The sequence below is a fragment of the Actinoplanes sp. NPDC026623 genome (assembly GCF_040638275.1).
In the GTDB taxonomy this organism is placed as follows: domain Bacteria; phylum Actinomycetota; class Actinomycetes; order Mycobacteriales; family Micromonosporaceae; genus Actinoplanes.
The window spans coordinates 1-20,967 of sequence record NZ_JBEZXZ010000015.1 but is presented as its reverse complement, the minus strand read 5'-3'; the positions used below and the strand labels follow the sequence as shown (position 1 = coordinate 20,967).

Sequence of the window (20,967 nt, the reverse complement as noted above, 5' to 3'; positions counted from 1 at the left end):
GCGATTCGGCGATCTCACCGTCTCGGACCCGGACCACGAGGATGCAGGGCGAGGTGAACGTCTTCCGGGCGGACCACTGACCGGTTATCGATAAAATTCGATAGCGGGATTGCGCTGGAGCGGTGTTGTTGACAACGTTGTCGGGGTCCGGGTTCCCGTTTCATGGAGGCATGTGATGCCAGGCCTGCACGTGTTCTTGGCCGCGGCGCTGACCCTGTCGGGCGCCGCCCCGATCGCATCCGCCCGGGCCGCCGGCACGGCCTCCGGGCTCGACTACGTGGCGATCGGCAGCTCGTTCGCCGCCGGTCCGGGCATCCCGCCGACGCAGCCCGGCGGCTCCGCCGCGGCCTGTTCCCGGTCGGCCGACAACTATCCCAGCGTCGTGGCGCGGGAGATCGGTGCGAACCTGACCGACGTCACGTGCAGCGGCGCGACCACGGCCAACGTGCTGACCGCGGGCCAGTCCGGCCAACCGCCGCAGATCCGGGCGGTGACCGCCGGCACCGACGTGGTCACCGTGACCATCGGCGGCAACGACGTCGACTACCTCGGCAGCCTCGGCGCCTACACCTGCCAGAACGACGGCGGAAGTAACTGCGCGAGCGTCGACCGGGGCGCCATCGATCAGACCTTCACCGTGCTCGCTGGGCGCATCGAGAACGTGGTCGACGCCGTGCACAACGCCGCCCCGGCTGCGCGGGTCTACCTGGTCACCTACTTCACGATCATGCCGGATGCCGCAGGCTGCGCAGGCGTCCCGCTCACCGCGGACCAGCTCGCCTACGAGCGCAGCATCGCCGCCCGCCTCGCCTCCGCAACCTCCGCCGCGGCGTCGTCCGCCGGTGCCACCGTGGTCGACCTCGCCGCCGCCAGCCGAGCCCACGACGCCTGCTCGATCGACCCATGGGTGGAGTCGGGGCACCCGCCGCCGGGCCGGTCCCAATATCATCCCAACGAGGCCGGGATGCGGGCCGCCGCCGCGACGGTCGAGGCCGCGCTCGTCGCAAGCGGCGGGCTGCACACCGCTGCGATGCGCTCCGGCATCGCCGGCAAGTGCGCGGACGTGTCGAACGCCGGCACCGCCGACGGCACCCGGGTGCAGCTGTGGCGCTGCAACGGGTCAGCCGCCCAGACGTGGACCTACACGCCCGGCGCGGGCGGCACGCTTCGCGCCCTCGGCAAGTGCCTCGACGTCAGCAACGGTGGCACCGTCGACCGCACCCGGGTGCAGCTGTGGACGTGCAACGGCACGGCCGCGCAGCGCTGGCTGCCCGGCGGCAACTCCGCGCTGGTGAATCCGCGGTCCGGGCGCTGCCTGGACGACCCGGGGAGCGCCACCGCCGACGGGACGCAGCTGCAGATCTTCGTCTGCAACGGCACGCCGGCACAGCAGTGGACGCCTGCCACCTGACCCAGCCGGCCGGGGTGAGCTTCCCCCGCATCCACGGAGCGGGGGAAGCACTCACCGGATACGGGCCGTCGGGCGGCACCGGTGCATGGACCACCAAGGTGATCGGCGTGTCAGCACTGGTAGTTGCGAGAGGTGGTGCCAGTTACCAGGCCGGTGTCCGCGACCCCGGTGACCCCAGGTTGGCTGGTGGCGCCGCTGACCAGGGTCACCGGCTTGCCGTCGCGGAAGAGTGCGCCGTCCATGGTGACGACCAGGCCGTCGGAGTTGATGCGGTGGCCAGGTGCCTGCCCGAACCGGGCGACGAGCTTGCCGGTGGCCACGTTCCAGAGGGCCGCCGATGGATCCTCGTGTTCCGGCCACAGGCCACCGGTCGCCCAGGCGCCGTTGCTGCTGATGGCGTACGCCCCGCTGGACACACCCGGCGGCGTCTCCAGCGCGCGGCCCTTGCCGGCACGGTCCCAGACGTAGGCGACGCTGGTGTCTTTGGACCTGTCGCGCAGGATGCCGGCGATGGCGCCGTTGCCGGCCAGGTCGTGGGCGGCGGCGTCCTTCGGCAACGGCAGCTTCTCCGGTGTCGTCCTGCCCGCCGGCCACAGCAGGATCACCGCACCCTTGCCCTCAAGACTGTCGGCGGGCTGGGCGGTGGCGATGATGTCACCCGCGGTGTTGATCTGCGGCCACCCGTTCGTCTGCCAGCGGCCGGCGGGCATGCTCAGCGGAGTCACCTTGCCGTTGCGATACCGGAAGAACGTTTCCAGCCCGCCCTTGCTGTCGTCGGCCCGGCCGAGCGCGGTGCCGGAGGAGTTCACGTCGAACATCTCCACCGACGCGGCGAACTGCTGGATCCGGTCGACCTTGCCGTCGTTCCAGGCGAACGGCACGAAGTCCTGGCCTTTGCTGCCGTTCCCGACAATGTGACGGCCGGTCGGGTCGACGTCGACCAGGTCGATGGGGCCGGCACCCTTCGGCACCGGCAGCGTGAACGCCGACGTGCAGGACGGCGCGACCTCAGCGGACGGCGCCTTCGTGGCAAGCACCGGATCCACCTTGCCGTCGGGCTCCCGATCCGCGGGCAGCAGCGCCGGCGTCACGGCAAGCACCGCCAGGGTCAGCGCGGCCGTGCCGGCCACCGTGGCGATCCTCCGCCGGCGCACCCGCCGGAAACCGGCGGCGAGGACCTGGTCCATGCCGAGCCCCGAAGGCGGTACGTCGACCTCGCCGAGGCGCTCGCGCAGCAATTGTTCGTCATTCACCACTGGACTCACTTTCCGTTCCCGCTAGCCGGTTGTTCCGCCCTCAGCACCCCGCGCAACGCGGCCAGGCCTCGCGAGCTATGGCTCTTGACGGTGCCCGCCGAGCAACCAAGGACCGCCGCGGTCTGCTCCACCGACAGGTCGTCGTAGTAGCGCAGAACCACCACCGCGCGCTGCTTTCTCGGCAGCCCGCGTAGCGCCGTCATCAGGAAGTCGCGTTCCTCGACGGCCCGCGCCGGGGCGGCCGGCGTGTCCGGCAGGCGATCGCCGAGCAGCACACCGAAACCCTTGCGGCGCCGTTCATCCAGGTAACGCCGCACCAGAATCCGGTGCAGGTACCCGTCGACGTTTTCCACCGCCGAGATGCGCCGCCACTGCACGAACAGCGTCGTCAGGGAGGACTGGACGATGTCCTCCGCCAGATGCTTGTCCCCGCACAGCAGGAACGCGGTGCGGTGCAGTCGTGGCAGCCGGACGGAGACGAATTCGACGTACTCCCGCAGGTGCTCGGGCCGCATCCCGGTCCTCTCTCGAAGGCGATGCTCTCGGCATACTGTCGCGACCGGCACCCGGAAAGGTTGAGACGACCAACGAAAAATCCGGCGGGCCCGAGCTCAGGGGCGATTTCCGGCGCCCGCAGGGCCCACGCCACCACGGCGTGGGCCCTCCCCGCTCACCTCAGGAGTTGCCGCATCGACCGGGACAACAGGTCGGTGCGGTCCGCCGCGGTCAGCTTCTCCGGGCCGAAACCGAAATAGAGAGTGGCCGGGGTGGCGGTCGCGGCGCCGAAGTCGTAGACGTGCCCGGCCCGGGTCCAGTCGGTGGGGTTGGGCGCGGAGCCCGGCGGCGGCCCGGCCACGGTCCAGCCGCCCAGGTCCGTCTCGAAGGAGGTACGGGTGACGGTCGCACCGTTGACGTCCAGACGCACGTCGTCGAGGAAGACGCCGTAGCCCTGGCCGTACCAGTCGGACATGTAACTGATGGAGACCTCGACCTGCTTGCCCGCGTACGCGGACAGGTCGGCGTTGAACTCCTTCCACCCGCCGCTGTTGCCGGTCGCCGCGTTCCAGTCGCCGGTGGAGCCGTGGGGCGCGCAGTCCTCGGCCCAGTAGTGCGCCATGAACGGATGCGGGTCGAGGCGTTCGTACTCGCAGATCCACCCGACGTCCGTGCTGGTCAGGCCGCCGGCGTCGGGCAGCGTGGTCCAGTTGTCAGTGCCGGTCTCGTGCACCTCCACGAAGAGGAAGTCGGCGGTGGACTCGGTGTCGAACGAAGTCTTGAACCGCAGGTGGGCGTCCCGGGCGGTGGTCAGGTCAACCGTTCTGGTCAGCCGCTTGAACGAGGAGTTCGAGCGGCCGCTCCACAGATAGCTGTCCCCGTCGACCGGATCATAGGGGCCTGGGCCGTCCTGCTGCCAGGCCATCGGGACCGTACTGGAGAACTGGGGGAACTTAGCCGGTGGCAGCTCGCTCGAGGTGCTCAGGAACGCCGCCGTGTGCTGCTGCGCCCCGGTCGGGGCGGAAAAGCCCGCCAACGTGCCGGCGGTGCCGGTCACCGCCGCGGTGCCGCCGTTGTCCACGTACGCTCCCGCGCCGAGCCAGTACTGCCGGAAGTCGTCGCTCAAGGGCTGGCAGTTCCAGTCGTCGCCGCCGTCGCCGCATTCTCCGGGTCCTTGCGGCTTGTAGGCGAAACCGAGCGCGGGGTACTGGGCATACTGGCCGGCGTGCAGCAGTTTGCCGCCCTCGTTGAGGTAGTCGCGGACAGCCAGGTCGGTCTCGAAGGTGGCCCGGGTGGTGGCCCATTCGGGCTGACCCGGGTTGCGCGGGACGATGTCGTCGCCGGTCTCCCAGACGACCGCCCGGTAGTGCGACAGGACGCCGAGCGGATGCGGGGCCTGCCGGTCGTGCGTGTCCATGTCGTAGACGTCGGCGGTGTGACCGGACCGCGCGAGGGCCTTGACGTACGTGTCCGCGTACCGGGCCTCGGTGGCACCGTCGGTGTTCGCCGGTTCGATGCCGGTGACGTCCTCCGTGGCCAGCACCAGCACGTCGCCACCGACCTGCCGGTTGACCGTATAGGTGAAGGGTGCGCTGGTCTTTCCGCCGGCGGCGGTGAACCAGACGGTCACCCGGTCGCCGGGCTTCTGCCCGGTGACGGTTCCCCGCAGCTCCGTGAAGTACTTGTCCGCGCTGCCGCCGTACCTTTTTCCGCCGTGCCATTCGGCCACTGCGGCCGTACGCTCTCTGCCGTGGATCCTGGCATGTAGCCGCACATTACGCAGCGAGCGCTTGGCGACCACGGCCACCTGCTGGGTGGTGCCGTAGGAATCGGGGAAGGCATCGGGAGTGAAGTCCCTGGTCGACCGGCCGACCACGGAAACCGGATCGGCAGGGTTCGGTGCCGACCGGGCGAGTGACAAGGCGAACGGCACGTTCTTGGCGAACTCGGCCTGGATCAGCTTCTCGTCGTCGGGGAAATCGAATTCGGTACGGCAGTCCTCCGGTCGCCATGCGTCGTCCGGATCCGATTCCGAGGCGGTCTGGCACGTCGACATCTCGGGGGCGAAACCGATGGTTCCGGTCCGGACCTGGGCGTGATGATTGGTGTCGCCGTTGGTGACATAGAGCTCGGCGGTGATGTCCGGGTCATACCCGGGTACGGCCGGATGGTCATCGTCACCGGCCAGCGCCATGGCGATCTGATCGTCCGGGCTGACCGTCTCGACCTGCCAGCCGGCGCCCCAGAGAATGAGCTGTGCGGCCGAGTGGTAATTGACCAGGAACTCGAAGCCGACTCGGCGGAACAGCGCGTCCATCGCCCGGGTCTCCGGCTCGGACTGCGGCGAGGGGCCCCGATAGGTCTCGTCGTCCGGTTCCGGCGACGATCCCTCGTTGTCGTACCCCCACCTCTCGGCGAAGTTACGGTTCAGGTCGACGCCGTCCTCGGGTCCGTACCGGCCGTCGCCGTTGTTGTCACGCATGTTCTTGCGCCAGTAACGGTATTCGTCGTTGGTGAAGGTGAGGTCGTAGCCGTCGGGATTGGCGACCGGGAGGAACCACAGCTCGGTGGTGTTCAGCAGGCTGGTGATGGTGGGGTCGGTGCCGTAGCTGTCGAGGACGTGGTGCATCAGCCGCCGGGTCATCTCCGGGGTGATCCATTCCCGGGCGTGCTGCCCGCCGAAGTAGAGCACGGCCGGTCGGTGGCCGTCGGGCAGGGTCCGGGCGTTCCGGGTGACCTTGACCGCCTGGATCGGGACTCCGCGGACCGTCGTGCCGATCGTCTCGAGCTTCGCCAGCTGCGGGAAACGCGCCGCGGTGGTGGTCAGCTCCGCACGGATGCCGCCAGGGGTGTTGTAGGGCCGGAAGACCGTGGGGCCGGCGGCCTTGCGGGAGCGCGTCGATGCGCTCGCCGGCTTGCGCGACAGGGGAACGCCGGCTTTCCCGAGCCGGTCCGCCTGCCCGCGGCTGAGGATGACCTCGACCGGGGCCTTGCGGCCGGGAATCGGTGCGCGGCCGAGCTCGTCCGCCGCCAGTCCGGCGGTGCGCAACGCGTCCCACTGGCGGTTGTCGAGCGTGCCCGCGTAGACGTCGAGCCGGTCGTCGGTGGATGGCGCGGCCCCGGCCTGCACCGGTGTCGCAGTGACGGCGGCGGTGGCGGTGATGAGTAGGGACGCCGCTATGGCTGTCCATCGTAAACGCCTCATGATTGGCAAGTATCGATGCCATGTCAATGCCCTCCCCACCCTGGAAGGCACAGCCTGCCGAACAGCATCAGAAACCGCGGATAATCGCGCCGGCGATCAAAGACGCGGCACTAGCCTTCCGGCAGGGCGATGACCACCTCGAGCATCCACTGCACGACCTCGGTATGGTGGCGGGCCCGTAACAGGCTCTCGCCGTGTCCCTGGACCTGGTCCTGGCTGAGGGTCCCCTCCGGGAGCGGTCGCCGGCCCGCCGCTGGAGCTGATGCGCGCTCATCGGCGGTCACGGGCGTGCCCCTCGAAGGGCCCGGTGTCCCGGCCGCTCACGGCACGGTGGGGTTCAGGTGCCCCGGCGCGACGGGACACGCCTGAGTCGGTGCGGCCGGTCAGCTCGGGGTTGCGGACCGGCCGCACTGTGGCCGACCGATCGGCCGGTTCAGGTCATCAGGTGCAGCGCGCCGACGTAGGAGCAGGTACCGATGACGATGCTCAGCAGGGGATTGCGTCGCCACGCGTGCATCCAGAGGGTCGCCCCGACGCCGATGATGCTGGGCACTCCGTACGGCGGCACGGTCAGCTCAACCGTGCTCAGGCTGTAGAAGACCAGGATCACCATGACCCCGGCAGGCATCACCAGGCCGAGGTAGCGCACCAGGGGCGCCTGAGCGACCTTCTGCAGGGCCAGGAACGGCGCCGCCCGAAGCAGGAAGGTAGTCGCCGCCATCACCAGAATCGCCGGGAGAACGTAACTCAGGTCCATCGGACATCTTCCTGTTTTGACGGAGGTAGCTGATGAGGACGAGGCCGAGGAACGTCGCCATCGCGACGGAAAGGAACTGGCTGCGGCCGATCGCGAGGGCCACCGCGCTGGCCGCCAGCCCCATGGCGACCGCACCCTTGTTCTCCGGCTTGGACACGTGCTCGTAGGCCAGCACGACAAAGAGCGCGGTGAGGGAGAAGTCGATGCCGGCGATGCTGTTGGGCAGCGCCATCGCCCCGACGGCGCCGATCACGCCGCCGAGCACCCAGTAGCCGTGGCTGAACAGCTGGATGAGGGTGATCCGCCGGCTGGTCAGGGCGGGATCGTCGGCCCGGCCGGCGAGCAGGGAGTACGTCTCGTCGGTGAGAGCCCACATGCCGTACACCCGGGCCGGCCGACGGCGCACTCTGCTCATCGGGTAGGACAGGCCGTAGAAGACGTGGCGGAAATTGACGATGAACGTGGTGATGAAGATCGCGGTGAGCGAGGTGTGGGTGGACAGCAGCCCAACCGACAGAAACTGCATCGCCCCGGCAAAGATCAGCACGCTGCACACCGGCGCCCACCACCATTGCAGGCCGCTGCTCGCGAACAACAGCCCGTACGCGGAGCCGAGCGGAAGGTAGCCCATGGCGACCGGGACGGTTTCCCGTAGCGCCACCCGGACATCCTGCCGAAACGTCGATTGAACCCCCTGGCCGGTTTCCGGCAAGGGGTGATCATTGCTACGCAATGCAAATCTCCCGTGTGGAAAAGGCGGTCGTCGCCCGGTATTGAGCCACCAGCTCTGATGCACAATGGGCCAGTGCGTCACGCGGACTGTTGTTACCCGCGAAGCGGTCCGGTCATTCCGGACAGGCTGGTTCGACCGCCATGGTGGTGCGTAGATCCACAAATTCTTACTGATCCCCGTTCGTTACTGATCCCCGTTCGAATCCTTGAGGGCCTAAAGTAAGGAGGCCGAATAGCTCCTGCCAAAAGCCTAGACGGCGGCGAACTTGATCGCACAGGCCAGTCGCGGCAAACTGGCCTGCATGACGGTTACGGTTTCGGCGGGAACGTTGGCCAAGCTCCTAAATGGCTGGCAGACGGCTGGAGCCGGTACCATGCATGAGCGTCTGGCCTCGATCTTGGGTAGTCTCCTGCTGGACGGGCGTCTTCCCATTCACGCCCGCCTTCCCAGCGAGCGGAGCCTCGCGGAGCAGTTGCGGGTCAGCCGGGCGACCGTGGCCAACACCTACGAAAATCTGCGCGGCGAAGGCCTGCTGGTCAGCCGCCCGGGAGCGGGCAACTGGACCACCCTGCCGGCCCGGCGCAACCGCGGCGCGGCGCCGCTGGCTCCGGGCATCCGGTCCGAACCCGGCGTCCTCGACCTGGCCATCGCGGTGCCCCCGCCGGCACTGGAGGTGGTGACCGCCGCGTTCGGCTGGGCGGTCGCCAACCTCGGGCCGGAACTGGCCGAAGACCAGCGGCTGAACGGGCACGGCTACCACCCGGCCGGCATCCCGCAGCTCCGCGAGGCGATCGCCGTCAGATACACGGAACGCGGCGCGCCGACCACCCCGGACCAGATCATGGTGACCACCGGGGCGCAGGGCGCGGTGCATCTTCTCGCCCGGCAGCTGGTGACCAGCGGCGACCTGGTGATGGTCGAACGGCCCAGCTACCCCAACGCGATCGACGCCCTGCGCCAGGCCAATGCCCGGCTGGTGTCGGTGTCGGTGAGCGACGGGAGCTGGGACATTGACCAGATGACCGGCGTGTTGGCCCAGGCGAACCCGGTACTCGCCTATGTGATCATCGATTTTCACAACCCCACGGGTGCCGTGCTCCCGGCTGGGGACAGGGAAGCCCTGGTCCGGGAGGCAACCCGCCGTTCCACCCTCCTGCTGGTGGACGAGACGCACGTCGAACTCAACCTGGATGGTGCGCCGATGCCGCCGCCACTCGCGGCGTTCGATCGGCGTGACCGGGTCATCAGCATCGGATCGCTCAGCAAGGTCTTCTGGGGTGGCCTGCGGGTCGGCTGGATCCGCGCCACCCCCGAGCTGGTCCGGCGGCTCGCGCTCGAGCGACGCTCCGTCGATCTGGCCGGCTCGGTGGTCGACCAGATGGCCGCCACGTACATGCTGACCAGGCTCGGCGAGCTGCTGCCCGGACGGCTCGATGTTCTGGCGCACCGGCGAGACGCGCTGCTTGCCGCGTTGGAGAAGCACCTGCCCTCCTGGAGCCCGACCCGTCCGGCCGGGGGACTCTCGGTGTGGGCGCGACTGGACCGTCCGATGTCGACCGCGCTGGCCGACGCGGCCGAGCGGCACGCCGTACGCCTCGTGCCCGGTCCCCGCTTCGGGCTGGACGGCACGTTGGAACGGTTCCTGCGGTTACCGTTTGCGCTGCGCGCGGAGGACCTCGAGCGCGCGGTGGAGCGGTTGGCCGCGGCGGAGCGGACCATCCTCACGGATGCGGCTCTCCGGCGGTCGGCGTGATCAATTGTGGGCCGGCCGGAGGGTTTGCCGTCGGCAGACTGGTTTGACGCCTTGACCTGCACCGTGCTAGCCCGTATCGGCCAAGCGGGCATACGGTGACATGGCCGCTGGGCGGCTCGTGCGGGTGACCCGGCGAGGCGTACCAGGGGGACGCTCTGCCCGGCCGGAAGTCCAGCGGAACACCCGACCGGCCGAGGTGCAAGATTGCATCTGCGATGTCCGGAAGGGATGCTCCGGGATCCCGCCCGGCTTCCTGAGCAGCGAAAGCATCGGCTCGATGATCTCCCGCTGCTCATCGGTCTGGTCGAGGGGATAAGCACGCTGACGGCCTATCCAGGACCATCCCGGCCGGCTCTGGTTCTTTGCTGAGATCACCTCGATGACGAGGCAATATGCGGTATCACGCTTTCCGGCAGCGCCGCGAATAGCGCTGCGACCTGGAATTTCTCACGTCTTGAAACCTTCGTTGCCGGGCTTGACCGACGTGGTAACGAAGTGCCGTGAGGTCGATCTCGAGTCCGACCAGGAACATGAACCTGAAAAGGCAGGCCGAAAGCACGCCTGGACGTCCAGGCGTGCCGGCGTCATTGCCTATTTCGTCAAGCGCGCACCATAGTGGCCGGAGGTTGCTCGCGGCATCCACGAACCGCTCGTTGCAATTGACCTTCTCCCGCCAGGCCAGATATGGACGGACGCAACGCGATAGAACGTAAGGCGAGTTAGTGTAGGCGTACCCAAGGAGTCGATGAGTATGGCGTACCTCACCTGAGCTGGGTTGACAGGCGTTTTCGCCGACGGATCGGTCCAGAAGTGGTTTGAACAAGTCGGGAGTGGACAACCTCAATGCCACCAGGAGACATGAATGTCTCTTGATGGCCGAGCGTCGAGTTCCTTAGTGTAGGCCTCGGCAATGAGGATGCAGGTAAACCGACGCGATCACTTTACGTCAGCCCGTCCGGGCGCGCCCCTGTCCTTTCGTACGCTCATTTTCCGGAGCCGTGTCAAACTGGCCGTAAACCCCTTTGAGGCAGAACTCACCCGAACTCCGGGGAAGGAGCCGAACAAGTGCCGAAGGGTAGGGCCGTCGGGCTTCCGGACGAGCCGCTGGTGCACACGGCCGTCGCCGAGTCGAGCTCGGCCCGTCATCGAGCGGTCTGCTGATCATTTCGTTCGGTTTCGACATCACCCAGCGGACCCTGCTGCTGCCGTTGTTCAACGGCGCCCGCCTGCACCTCCTGCCGAGGCGGCACTTCGATGTATCCCTGGCGCGTCGCCTGCTGGGCAGCCTCCGACCGGCGACCATGCACTGCGCACCGCGCACGCTCTATTGGCGCTCACCCCGTTGGCGGCATTACGGGTGAGGTGGCCGGAACCCGGCGAACGCCGACCGAGGAGGGAACCTGGGACCGGTTCGCCGGGGCCGCGGGCCCACCGGTTCGGGCAGGCTGCCGAGGCGGTATCAACCGGCGCTGGGCCAGGGCCTGAGTCAGGGACCGGTGAGCCCCGCGGCCACCAACGCGGGCCAGAGGGCGGGCGTGATCTCAGCGCCCGCGCGCCGGACGGTTTCCGTCACCTGGTCCGCGCTACCCATCCCCACGACCGTGCTGACGACCGCGGGGGGTGTTCGTGCGTACGCGAGTGCGGCTTCGGGAAGGGTGGCGCCGTGGCTCTCGCAGACCTCTGCGATGAGCCTCGCCCGGTGGACGAGCGCGGCGGGAGCCCGCTGGTAGTTGTAGGTGGCGTCGGCCGGCGGCCGGTCACGTGCCAGCAGGCCCGAGTTGTAGACGCCGGCGATGACCACCGCCACCCCCTCCTCCTCGGCGGCCGGCAGGAGGTCGTGCAGCGCGCCCTGTTCGAGCAGGGTGAACCGGCCGGCGCACATCACCAGGTCGATGTCGGTCTCGCGGACGAAGCGGGTGAGCATCGCCGACTGGTTCATGCCGGCGCCGATGGCCCGGATGACGCCCTGGTCGCGCAGTCCGACCAGGGTCGGTACCGCCTCCGTGGCGGCCTGCTGCCAGTGGTCGTCCGGGTCGTGCAGGTAGACGACGTCGATCCGGTCCAGGCCGGTGCGCTCCAGGCTCGCCTCGAGTGACCGCAGCACGCCGTCGCGGCTGAAGTCCCAGACGCGGCGATGGTCGGCCGCGACCTCGAAACCTTCCGGGTCGGTCAGGTGTGAGGTCTCGGGGGACGACACGAGCAGACGCCCCACCTTGGTGGAGACGACGTAGTCGTCGCGTGGCCGTGCGCGCAGGGCGGCGCCGAGGCGCCGCTCGGAGAGCCCGAGGCCGTAGTGCGGCGCGGTGTCGAAGTAACGGATACCGGCATCCCAGGCGGTGTCGACCGCGGCCGCGAACGACTCCTCGCTCCTGGCGCGGTACAGGTTGCCGCCCTGGGCGGCACCGAAACCGAGCTCGGTGAGCAGCACGCCGGGCCGCCGCCGCAGGGCCACGGATCTCATCGTGGCTACCGCCCGAGCCAGCCGCCGTCGACGGGAACGGCGGCCCCGTGGACGTAGTCGGCCGCCGGTGAGGCCAGGAACACCGCCGCGCCTGCGAGGTCGCCGGGTACCCCCCACCGGCCGGCGGGGATGCGTTCGAGGATGGCGGTGTTGCGGCCCGGGTCGTCGCGGAGCGCCCGGGTGTTGTCCGTGCCGATGTAACCGGGCACGATGGCGTTGACGTTGACGCCGTGCGGCGCCCATTCGTTGGCGAGCGCGCGGGTGAGCCCGATCAGGCCGGACTTGGCGGCCGTGTAGCCGGGCACGTTCACCCCACCCTGGAAACTCAGCAACGACGCCATGAAGATGATCTTTCCGCGGCCGCGGGCGACCATGCCGCGGCCGAGGTCCCGGCTCAGGACGAACTGCGCGGACAGGTCGACCGCGAGGACCTCGTCCCACATCGCGTCGGTGTGCTCGGCGGCGGGGGCGCGCCGGATCGTGCCCGCGTTGTTGACCAGGATGTCGACCGGCCGGTCGCCGTCGTCGAGCCGGGCGGCGAGACCGGCGACCGCGGCCCGGTCGGTGAAGTTCACCCGGTGTCCGGTGAAATCCCGGCCATGGCGGCGGACGCGTTTCTCGACCTCGCTGCCCGTGGTCTCCAGCTGTGCGCTGACCGCGATGATGTCGGCGCCGGCGGCCGCCAGCGCCTCGGCGATGGCCAGGCCGATGCCCCGCCGGGCTCCGGTGATCAGGGCGAGCCGGCCGGACAGGTCGAACGGGTTCACGACGTCTCCCGGCAGTCGATGAGGACCTTCATGACACCGCCGCCACCAACCAGGGCGTCGAAGGCCGCGGCCGCGTTGCTCAGCGGCTCCACGTGGGTGATCAGGGTCTCGGCGCCGACTCTTCCGGCGCGCAGCAGGTCGATGGCGGTGTCGTAGTCCTCGCGCCGGTAGACGCGGGCGCCGGCGATGGTCAGCTCGCGCCAGAAGATCCGGAACAGGTCGATCTCGCGTCGCTGGTTGTGGATGCCCACGACCACCAGGCGGCCCCGCACCGCGAGCAGGTCGACAGCGGTGGTGATCCCAGCGGCGGAGCCGGACACCTCGAAGGCCACGGCCGCGCCGGCGCCGCCGGTCCACGCCGCCGTCTCGCCGGCGAGGTCGTCGCTTGCGGGGTCGAGGGTACGGATGCCGAGCTCGCCGGCGATCGCCCGTCGCCGGGCGTCCACCTCCACCAGGGTGATGTCCGCGTCGACCGAGCGTGCCACCAGCGCGATCAGGACGCCGATGGGTCCGCCGCCGATCACGACGGCCTTCTCGCCGGCGCGCAGGCCGGCCCGGCGCACGTCGTGCACGGCCACCGCGGTCGGTTCGACCAGGGCGCCGTGGGTGAGCGGAAGGTCGCCGGGCAGGGGAACGACCACGTCGGCCGGAACCGTCCACCGCTGCTGCATGGCGCCGACCGAGTCGATGCCGATGAAGGTGAGCCGATGGCAGATGTGGTGGTGACCGGCCTGGCAGGCGGGACAGCTGCCGCACCACCGCAGGGGCATGACGGTGACGGGTGCGCCGACGGCGAGGCCGGCGATGTCTGCGCCGACGGCGGCGACCTGGCCGGACATCTCGTGGCCGATGGTCTGGGGAATCCGAACCCGACTGTCCATGTTGCCGTGCAGAATGTGCAGATCGGTGCCGCAGATGCCGGTGTAGGCGACCGCGATCTGGACCTCGCCGGGGCCGGGTGGGACCGGTGGGCGCTCCTCCACCACGATGGTCGAGTTGCCGGTGTACAGAGCTGAACGCATGGGAACCTTCGCGGGGTCGGCGGAGCGGAGGGCCGGTCGGACCGGTCAGGTGCCGGTCAGCGCGTCGGGATCATCGCGCAGGTGGGCACGTAACCATGATTCGGTGGTGGTGATGTGCATCAGGGCGGCGGCCTGCGCCTGGATGGCGTCGCCCGCGACCAGCGCCGTGTAGATCGCCTCGTGTTCGCGGAGCGTCTGGCCGGCCGCGTCCGCGTCGACCAGCCCGCGCCACACCCGCGCGCGCAGGGTGCGGCTGGAGATGCCTTCGAGGACCGTCAACAGGGTCTCGTTGCCGGTCGCGGCGACCACCGCGCGATGGAACGCGGCGTCGTGCTGGTTCAGCAGCTCCACGTCGTCGGCCGCCGCGCGCATCGCCTCGAGATGACCCCGGACCTCGGCCAGCTGGTCCGGCGATATGCGGGTGGCCGCCAGGCCGGCGGCCGCGCTCTCGAAGAGCCGGCGCACCTCGGTGAGCTCGAGCATGGTCTCGCCACGGAGCAGTTCCACGGCGCCGCTGATGCCCTGCAGCAGCAGGCGTGGCTCGAGGCTGGTGACGAATGTGCCGTTGCCGCGGCGCACCTCGAGCACCCTGGCCGCGACCAGCGCGCGCACGGCCTCGCGCATGATGTTCCGCCCGACGCCGAGGTCCGCGGCGAGCTGCTGTTCGGGAGGCAGCCTGGACCCGGGCGGCAGCTCGCCGGACTGGATCATCTCGCGGAGGCGCGTCATGGCCTTGTCGGTCTGCGACATCTCGTGGTCTCTCCGGACTCGCCCGGCGGGTGACGGTACGCGAGCCTAACCGTAGCAGCGTAATCCCATGTCTCGGAAGATCTATATTCGCTGCGATCGCTGGCGACTGACCGCTCATTGGGAAAACTCCTGATAGGAGCCATGTTTCGAAGATGTGTCTAGACGCAGGCGAAGACGGCCGCTATAAAGACATCCCATGACAGGCGGATCAACAGCACGGGCGACCGGCGATGCCTGAGGTGATCACAGCGGTCGACGCGGTCGACGTCCGGTTCCCGACCTCCCGGGAGCTGGACGGATCCGACGCGATGAACCCGGAGCCGGACTACTCGGCCGCGTATGTGACCATCCGCACCAGCGGGGGCGGGGTGGGTTTCGGCCTGGCCTTCACCGTCGGGCGCGGCAACGACGTCCAGGTCGCCGCGATCCGCGCGCTCGCGCCGTTGGTGGTGGGACTGCCGGTCGCCGAGGTCCTGGGCGACCTGCGCGCGTTCTCCGAGCGGCTGACCGGCGACAGCCAGCTGCGGTGGCTCGGACCGCACAAGGGCGTGATCCACATGGCCGCCGGTGCGGTCGTGAACGCGGCCTGGGACCTGTACGCCCGCCGCGAAGAGAAGCCGCTGTGGCGGTTGCTGGCGGAGATGTCCCCGGAGCGACTGGTCAGCCTCGTCGACTTCCGGTACCTACGCGACGCGCTCACGCCGCAGGAGGCGCTCGACATCCTGCAGCGGGCTCAACCCGGACGCGAGCAGCGACAGCGGGACCTGCTCGCGCGCGGCTACCCCGCGTACACCACCACGCCCGGTTGGCTCGGCTACACCGACGAGAAGCTCGTGCGTCTGGCCAAGGAGGCGGTCGCCGACGGTTTCGACCTGATCAAACTGAAGGTCGGCGCCGACCACGACACCGACATCCACCGCCTGGCCCTGGCCCGCGAGGCGGTGGGCCCGCACGTCCGGATCGCGATCGACGCCAACCAGGCGTGGGGCGTCGACCAGGCGATCTCCTGGTTGACGTCGCTCGCACCGTACGAGCCGTACTGGATCGAGGAACCGACGTCGCCGGACGATGTGCTCGGCCACGCCGCCATCCGCGAGGCGGTGGCACCGGTCAAGGTCGCCACCGGCGAACACTGCCACAACCAGGTCATGGTCAAGCAGCTTCTGCAGGCGCAGGCGATCGACATCCTGCAGCTGGATGCCACCCGGGTCGCCGGTGTCAACGAGAACGTCGCGATCCTGCTGCTGGCGGCCAAGTTCGGGGTGCCGGTCTGTCCGCACGCCGGCGGTGTCGGACTCTGCGAGATGGTCCAGCACCTTGCGATGTTCGACTACGTGGCGGTCAGCGGCAGCACCCGGGGACGGGTCATCGAGTACGTCGACCACCTGCACCAGCACTTCGTCGACCCGGTCGTCATCCGGGAAGGCCGCTACGTCACGCCAGAGGGCCCCGGCGTCGGTGCGCGGATGCACCCGGAGTCGGTGGCCGCATACACGTTCCCGGACGGTCCGCAGTGGCAGTCCGAGAGATGAGCGAGGAGCCGTGATGAACCCGAGAAGCATCGCCTCGACAGCAATAGTGTTGATGTCCGCCGCCGCGTTGCTGAGCGCCTGCGGCGGCGACGATCCCGCGACGGACAGCGGCGGCGCGAAGGCCGTGTTGGTCGGCGTCGACTATCCGAGGTCGGACACCGACTTCTGGAACTCGTACATCAAGTACACGCCCCAGTCCGCCGACGAGCTCGGGCTGGATCTCAAGACGACCAACTCCCAGAACGACGTCGCGAAGCTCGCCTCCAACGTGCAGTCGTTGATCAGCCAAGGGGTCAAGGGCATCGCCATGGCCCCGCAGGACACCGCCGCGATCGCGCCGGCGTTGCAGTCGCTGGCGGCCAAGAAGATCCCGGTCGTCACCATCGACACCCGCCCGGATCAGGGCCAGGTGTTCATGGTCGTACGCGCGGACAACCGTGCCTACGGCGAGAAGGCCTGCAGGTTCCTCGGCACGAAGCTCAAGGGCAGCGGCAAGGTGGTCATGCTGCAGGGCGACCTGGCATCGATCAACGGCCGCGACCGTACCGAGGCGTTCAACGACTGCATGAAGAAGAACTACCCGGGGATCACGGTCTTCGGCGAGGCCACGAACTGGGACGGCGCGGTCGCCTCACAGAAGCTGCAGATCCGGCTGACCGAGCACCCGGACATCAAGGGCGTCTACATGCAGTCGAGCTTCGCCCTGGCCGGCACCCTTCAGTTGCTGAAGCAGCGCCACCTGCTGGTGCCGCCGAGCGACCCGAAGCACGTCTTCGTGGTCTCCAACGACGGCATCCCCAAGGAACTGCAGGAGATCGCCGCCGGCAACATCGACGCCACCGTCTCGCAACCCGCCGACCTCTACGCCAAGTACGGGCTCGTCTATCTGAAGGCGGCCATCGAGGGCAAGACGTTCCAGCCCGGGCCGACCGACCACGACAGCACCATTCTGCAGGTCCGCGACGGACTGCTGGAGGACCAGCTCTCCGCCCCGCTGGTCACCGTGGACGGCGCCGACTACGGCGGCGTGCCGAGCGTCAAGACGGACGAGAAGTCCCTGTGGGGCAACAACATCGGCTGACCGGGCCGCGGAGGGAGGACGGGCACATGAGCGGCACGGAGAAGCCGGGCCTCCCCGTGGCGGAGGCGGTCGGCATCACGAAGCGATACGGATCGACGGTGGCGCTCGACGACGCCCACATCCGGGTCCTGCCGGGGGAGACCCACGCCCTCGTCGGCCGCAACGGCGCCGGCAAGTCCACACTGGTCGCCGTCCTGACCGGACTGCAGGCTCCGGACGCGGGGCGGGTCCTGTTCAACGGCGCGGCGGCGCCGCGGTTGTCCAACCGGGATGCGTGGCGGCGACAAGTGGCGTGCGTCTACCAGAAGTCCACCATCATCCCGCAGCTCACCGTGGCCGAGAACCTGTTGCTCAACCGGTACGACCGGAACCGCAGCGGCCTGATCAGCTGGCGCTCGCTGCGCCGGCGCGCCCGGGACCTGCTGGCCGTCTGGTCGGTCGAGATGGACGTCGACGCCAAGGCGAAGGATCTGAGCGTCGAACAGGGCCAGTTCGTGGAGATCGCCCGGGCCCTGTCGTTCGGCGCCCGGTTCATCATCCTCGACGAACCGACCGCACAGCTCGACGCCGGCGCGATAGCCAGGCTGTTCGGCCACATCCGCGAGCTGCAGACCCAGGGCGTCACCTTCCTGTTCATCAGCCATCACCTGCAGGAGATCTACGAGATCTGCGACATGGTGACCGTGTTCCGCGATGCCCGGCACATCGTCACCGCGCCGGTCGCCGAGCTGCCACGCGGTGAACTCGTCGCCGCGATGACCGGCGAGGCGGCCGCGCTCAACGTCCCGCGATCGCGCACGGCGCCGGCCTCGCGCACGGACGTGGTGCTCGATGTCGCCGAGCTGAGGCTGGACGGCCTGTTCGACGGCATCTCGTTCCAGGCGCGGGCCGGGGAGATCATCGGGCTGGCGGGCGCCGGCGGCAGCGGCAAGACCGAGGTGGCCGAAACCATCGCGGGGCTGCGGACCGCCGACGCCGGCGCGATCACGGTCGGCGGCCGTGCGCCGCGTCCCGGCCACGTCGGTGACGCTCTCGCCAGCGGGGTCGGGTTCGTGCCACAGGACCGCCATCACCAGGGACTGGTCGCCGGTATGTCGATCGCCGACAACGCCACCTTGACCATCCCGGAACGGCTCGGAGCCGCAGGCTTCGTCAGCACCCGCCGCCGCGACGCCATCGCCGGCGGGCTCATCGACGCCCTGGCCATCAAGGCGCCCGGCCCCGATCTGCCCGTCTCCGGGCTCTCCGGCGGCAACCAGCAGAAGGTCGTCATGGCGCGGGCCCTCGCCAACGACCCCAAGGTGCTCGTGCTCGTCACCCCCACAGCCGGCGTGGACGTGCGGTCCAAGGAGTTCCTTCTGGACAAGGTCGACCAGGTCGCGGACGCCGGCACCGCGGTGGTCGTGGCCTCCGACGAGCTCGACGACCTACGCGTCTGCGATCGCGTTCTGGTGATGTTCCAGGGCCGGATCGTCGCCGAAGTGCCCAGCGGCTGGCGGGAACACGATCTGGTGGCGGCAATGGAAGGACTGACCATCGATGCCTGAGGCCATGACCGCCGCCACCGACCGCTCCACGGTCGCGGCCGATCCACCACCTCGCCGTACGGTCGGAAAGCTGGCCATCGCACGGCTGCGGGACTTCGCCCTGGTGCCGGCGATCGTGCTCATCGCGATCGTCGGCCAGATCGTCAACCCGGTGTTCCTCCAGCCCGACAATCTGATCAACATCGGCCAGACGATGTCGGAGATCGCGCTGCTCGTGCTGGCCCAGACGATCGTCCTGATCGCCGGCAAGATGGATCTGTCGCTGGAGTCCACCTTCGGGCTCGCACCGGGCGTCGCGGCCTGGCTGACCGTCGCGGTCGGCACCGGCCACGGCACCGGGCTCCTGCCCGGCGCCTGGGCGATCCCGATCACGCTGCTCGTCGGCGCGCTCATCGGCGTGGCGAACGCGGCGCTGATCGTCCGGTTCGGGCTGCACGGCTTCATCGTGACGCTGGGCATGCTGATCGTCCTCCGAGGCCTGCTCACCGGCATCTCCGGCGGCCAGACGTTCTTCAATCTGCCCGAGTCGATGATGTACCTGGGCACCGCGGTCTGGTTCGGTGTGCCGGCGTCAATCTGGATCTGCGTCGTCCTGTTCGCCCTCGGTATCGTCCTGCTCGGCTACACCGGCTTCGGTCGTTCGCTGTACGCGATCGGCGGCAACATCGACGCGGCGAAGGCGGCGGGCATCCGCACCGACCGGGTGCTGTGGATCGCGCTCGTCGGCGCCAGTCTTCTCGCCGCGCTCGGCGGGCTCCTGCTCTCCGGCAGACTCGCCTCGGTGGCCGCCTCCCAGGGCAACGGCGCCATTTTCACCGTCTTCGCCGCCGCCGTCATCGGCGGGGTCAGCCTCAACGGCGGCAAGGGCACGATGTTCGGCGCGTTCACCGGCATCCTACTGCTCTTCATGATCCAGAACGTGTTGACGCTCGCCGGTGTTCCGGCACAGTGGATCGGCGCGCTCAACGGCGCGATCATCATCATCGCGCTCGTCGTCTCCCGGATCACCGGAGGCAAGGCGCAGGAGTAGCGGCCCAGGCGGTCCTGGACGCCGGCAACCGAGAGAGGACGTCGTCATGGAGCCATGGCGCAACGCGCCCGAAGGCATCATCGACGCCCACCACCATCTGTGGAACCGCCGGCGCCATCCCCAGCCCTGGATCGACCCGGTCAGCATGGCCGCGATCGACGCGGACTTCGGACCCGAGGATCTCGCCGCGCTGGCCGAACCGGCGGGGGTCCGCGGCACGGTCGTCGTCCAGTCGATCCGCTCCGAGCCGGAAACGGTCGATCTGCTGGGCACCGCGGCGCGCAGCGAACTGATCAGGGGAGTCGTCGGGTGGGTCGACATCGCCACCGCGGGCGTCGCCGACCGCATCCACCGCCTGCGGGCGGCGCCGGGCGGCGGCAAGCTGGTGGGCGTCCGCCACCTCGCCCAGGACGAACCCGACCCGGCGTTCCTCCGGCGCGCCGACATCCGCGACGGTATCGCGGCGGTCGCGGACGCCGGTCTGGTGTTCGACCTGGTGATTCGCCACCATCAGCTGCCCGCGGCCATCGAGCTGGTGGCGAGCCTGCCCCAGGCCTCGTTCGTGCTCGACCATCTCGGCAAGCCTCCGCTGACGGGCGACCTGCGCGGCTGGGCCGGCCACCTCCGCACGCTGGCGCAACTGCCGAACGTGTCGGCGAAGGTGTCCGGGCTGGTCACCGAGGCGAACTGGTCGTCGTGGCGGCCGGCCGACCTGGCACCCGCCGTGTCCCACGCCCTCGACACGTTCGGACCGGGCCGGCTGATGTTCGGCTCGGACTGGCCCGTCTGCCTGCTGGCCACCGGCTACCAGGAGTGGATCCGGGTACTGGGCGAACTGCTGGCGGGTGCAGACGAACAGCAGCTCGCGCAGATCTGGCGACAGACCGCTCGTCGCGTCTACCGGATCTGAAACTCTCGGCATCGATGCGAATCACCCCCGTACGTGGCTCGAGACCTGGCCGCCCATATCGTCGCCGTCCGGACCCGTGCGGCCGGACCGGTCAGCGGTCACCGCGGGCCCTGCGCAGCCGGGCATCCAGGGCGGACCGGTTCGGATCGTCGGCCCGCGCGGCGGGCCGCGCCGCCGGGGTGACGCCGGCGGCCCGGCGGAGCGTGGCGCCGTACCCGTCGGAGTCACGGTAGATCCGTTCCGGCGCGGGCCGCGCC

General features: G+C 69.4%; 16 protein-coding genes. 7 read left to right on the top strand and 9 right to left on the bottom strand.

Annotated features, from left to right (window positions below; genetic code table 11):
- The first annotated feature begins 175 nt into the window (after nt 1–175).
- Nucleotides 176–1,411 (top strand): ricin-type beta-trefoil lectin domain protein, encoded by a 1,236-nt coding sequence (locus AB0F10_RS07100; RefSeq protein WP_360620908.1) that lies wholly within the window; start codon nt 176–178, stop codon nt 1,409–1,411.
- 110 nt (nt 1,412–1,521) lie between these two features.
- Here AB0F10_RS07100 and AB0F10_RS07095 read toward each other — a convergent pair whose 3' ends face one another.
- From AB0F10_RS07095 to AB0F10_RS07075, 5 genes are all read right to left on the bottom strand, one after another.
- Nucleotides 1,522–2,664, bottom strand: a complete 1,143-nt coding sequence (locus AB0F10_RS07095; RefSeq protein WP_360620906.1) for a hypothetical protein — start codon at nt 2,662–2,664, stop codon at nt 1,522–1,524.
- A gap of 8 nt (nt 2,665–2,672) precedes the next feature.
- Complete coding sequence (locus tag AB0F10_RS07090; RefSeq protein WP_360620904.1) at nt 2,673–3,182, bottom strand: SigE family RNA polymerase sigma factor; 510 nt, start codon at nt 3,180–3,182, stop codon at nt 2,673–2,675.
- A gap of 155 nt (nt 3,183–3,337) precedes the next feature.
- A complete protein-coding gene (locus AB0F10_RS07085; RefSeq protein ID WP_360620902.1) occupies nt 3,338–6,367 on the bottom strand; it encodes a M14 family zinc carboxypeptidase in 3,030 nt (1,009 codons plus the stop codon).
- 433 nt (nt 6,368–6,800) lie between these two features.
- Complete coding sequence (locus tag AB0F10_RS07080) at nt 6,801–7,049, bottom strand: AzlD domain-containing protein (protein WP_360621009.1); 249 nt, start codon at nt 7,047–7,049, stop codon at nt 6,801–6,803.
- Nucleotides 6,943–7,836, bottom strand: coding sequence for an AzlC family ABC transporter permease (locus AB0F10_RS07075; RefSeq protein ID WP_360620900.1), 894 nt, complete (start codon nt 7,834–7,836; stop codon nt 6,943–6,945). Before AB0F10_RS07075 ends, AB0F10_RS07080 begins: the two co-directional genes overlap by 107 nt.
- A 394-nt stretch (nt 7,837–8,230) precedes the next feature.
- On the opposite strand from AB0F10_RS07075, the gene AB0F10_RS07070 reads away from it, so the two are divergent.
- Nucleotides 8,231–9,610 (top strand): PLP-dependent aminotransferase family protein, encoded by a 1,380-nt coding sequence (locus AB0F10_RS07070; RefSeq protein ID WP_360620898.1) that lies wholly within the window; start codon nt 8,231–8,233, stop codon nt 9,608–9,610.
- Nucleotides 9,611–11,096: 1,486 nt separating this feature from the next.
- Here the strand turns inward: AB0F10_RS07070 and AB0F10_RS07065 are convergent.
- The 4 genes from AB0F10_RS07065 to AB0F10_RS07050 are packed head-to-tail and all read right to left on the bottom strand — an operon-like array spanning nt 11,097 to nt 14,610.
- Nucleotides 11,097–12,071, bottom strand: a complete 975-nt coding sequence (locus AB0F10_RS07065; protein ID WP_360620896.1) for an aldo/keto reductase — start codon at nt 12,069–12,071, stop codon at nt 11,097–11,099.
- A gap of 5 nt (nt 12,072–12,076) precedes the next feature.
- The gene (locus tag AB0F10_RS07060) at nt 12,077–12,838 is read right to left on the bottom strand and encodes an SDR family oxidoreductase (protein ID WP_360620894.1); all 762 of its coding nucleotides are present in this window, start codon (nt 12,836–12,838) and stop codon (nt 12,077–12,079) included.
- Complete coding sequence (locus tag AB0F10_RS07055) at nt 12,835–13,860, bottom strand: alcohol dehydrogenase catalytic domain-containing protein (protein WP_360620893.1); 1,026 nt, start codon at nt 13,858–13,860, stop codon at nt 12,835–12,837. The genes AB0F10_RS07060 and AB0F10_RS07055 overlap by 4 nt, the downstream gene beginning before the upstream one ends.
- A 45-nt stretch (nt 13,861–13,905) precedes the next feature.
- A complete protein-coding gene (locus AB0F10_RS07050) occupies nt 13,906–14,610 on the bottom strand; it encodes a FadR/GntR family transcriptional regulator (RefSeq protein ID WP_360620892.1) in 705 nt (234 codons plus the stop codon).
- A 230-nt stretch (nt 14,611–14,840) separates the two neighbouring features.
- Between AB0F10_RS07050 and AB0F10_RS07045 the strand changes: the two genes are divergently transcribed.
- From AB0F10_RS07045 to AB0F10_RS07025, 5 genes are read left to right on the top strand one after another with little or no spacing between them, the layout of a single operon-like run.
- Nucleotides 14,841–16,142, top strand: coding sequence for an enolase C-terminal domain-like protein (locus tag AB0F10_RS07045; protein WP_360620891.1), 1,302 nt, complete (start codon nt 14,841–14,843; stop codon nt 16,140–16,142).
- A gap of 13 nt (nt 16,143–16,155) precedes the next feature.
- Nucleotides 16,156–17,223 carry a sugar ABC transporter substrate-binding protein gene (locus AB0F10_RS07040; RefSeq protein ID WP_360620890.1) on the top strand — a complete coding sequence of 356 codons (1,068 nt, stop codon included), beginning with the start codon at nt 16,156–16,158 and terminating at the stop codon, nt 17,221–17,223.
- 26 nt (nt 17,224–17,249) lie between these two features.
- Entirely contained in the window at nt 17,250–18,770 is a 1,521-nt protein-coding gene (locus tag AB0F10_RS07035; protein ID WP_360620889.1) for a sugar ABC transporter ATP-binding protein, read from the top strand.
- Complete coding sequence (locus tag AB0F10_RS07030) at nt 18,763–19,800, top strand: ABC transporter permease (protein ID WP_360620888.1); 1,038 nt, start codon at nt 18,763–18,765, stop codon at nt 19,798–19,800. Before AB0F10_RS07035 ends, AB0F10_RS07030 begins: the two co-directional genes overlap by 8 nt.
- Nucleotides 19,801–19,846: 46 nt before the next feature.
- A complete protein-coding gene (locus AB0F10_RS07025; RefSeq protein ID WP_360620887.1) occupies nt 19,847–20,710 on the top strand; it encodes an amidohydrolase family protein in 864 nt (287 codons plus the stop codon).
- Nucleotides 20,711–20,967 lie beyond the last annotated feature (257 nt).

Excerpts from the sequence above, each read along its gene's own strand:
- AB0F10_RS07100 (WP_360620908.1), top strand. The coding sequence starts at position 176 with ATGCCAGGCCTGCACGTGTTCTTGGCCGCGGCGCTGACCCTGTCGGGC.
- AB0F10_RS07090 (WP_360620904.1), bottom strand. The coding sequence starts at position 3,182 with ATGCGGCCCGAGCACCTGCGGGAGTACGTCGAATTCGTCTCCGTCCGG.
- AB0F10_RS07085 (WP_360620902.1), bottom strand. The coding sequence starts at position 6,367 with ATGAGGCGTTTACGATGGACAGCCATAGCGGCGTCCCTACTCATCACC.
- AB0F10_RS07070 (WP_360620898.1), top strand. The coding sequence starts at position 8,231 with ATGCATGAGCGTCTGGCCTCGATCTTGGGTAGTCTCCTGCTGGACGGG.
- AB0F10_RS07065 (WP_360620896.1), bottom strand. The coding sequence starts at position 12,071 with ATGAGATCCGTGGCCCTGCGGCGGCGGCCCGGCGTGCTGCTCACCGAG.
- AB0F10_RS07055 (WP_360620893.1), bottom strand. The coding sequence starts at position 13,860 with ATGCGTTCAGCTCTGTACACCGGCAACTCGACCATCGTGGTGGAGGAG.
- AB0F10_RS07050 (WP_360620892.1), bottom strand. The coding sequence starts at position 14,610 with ATGTCGCAGACCGACAAGGCCATGACGCGCCTCCGCGAGATGATCCAG.
- AB0F10_RS07045 (WP_360620891.1), top strand. The coding sequence starts at position 14,841 with ATGCCTGAGGTGATCACAGCGGTCGACGCGGTCGACGTCCGGTTCCCG.
- AB0F10_RS07040 (WP_360620890.1), top strand. The coding sequence starts at position 16,156 with ATGAACCCGAGAAGCATCGCCTCGACAGCAATAGTGTTGATGTCCGCC.
- AB0F10_RS07035 (WP_360620889.1), top strand. The coding sequence starts at position 17,250 with ATGAGCGGCACGGAGAAGCCGGGCCTCCCCGTGGCGGAGGCGGTCGGC.
- AB0F10_RS07030 (WP_360620888.1), top strand. The coding sequence starts at position 18,763 with ATGCCTGAGGCCATGACCGCCGCCACCGACCGCTCCACGGTCGCGGCC.
- AB0F10_RS07025 (WP_360620887.1), top strand. The coding sequence starts at position 19,847 with ATGGAGCCATGGCGCAACGCGCCCGAAGGCATCATCGACGCCCACCAC.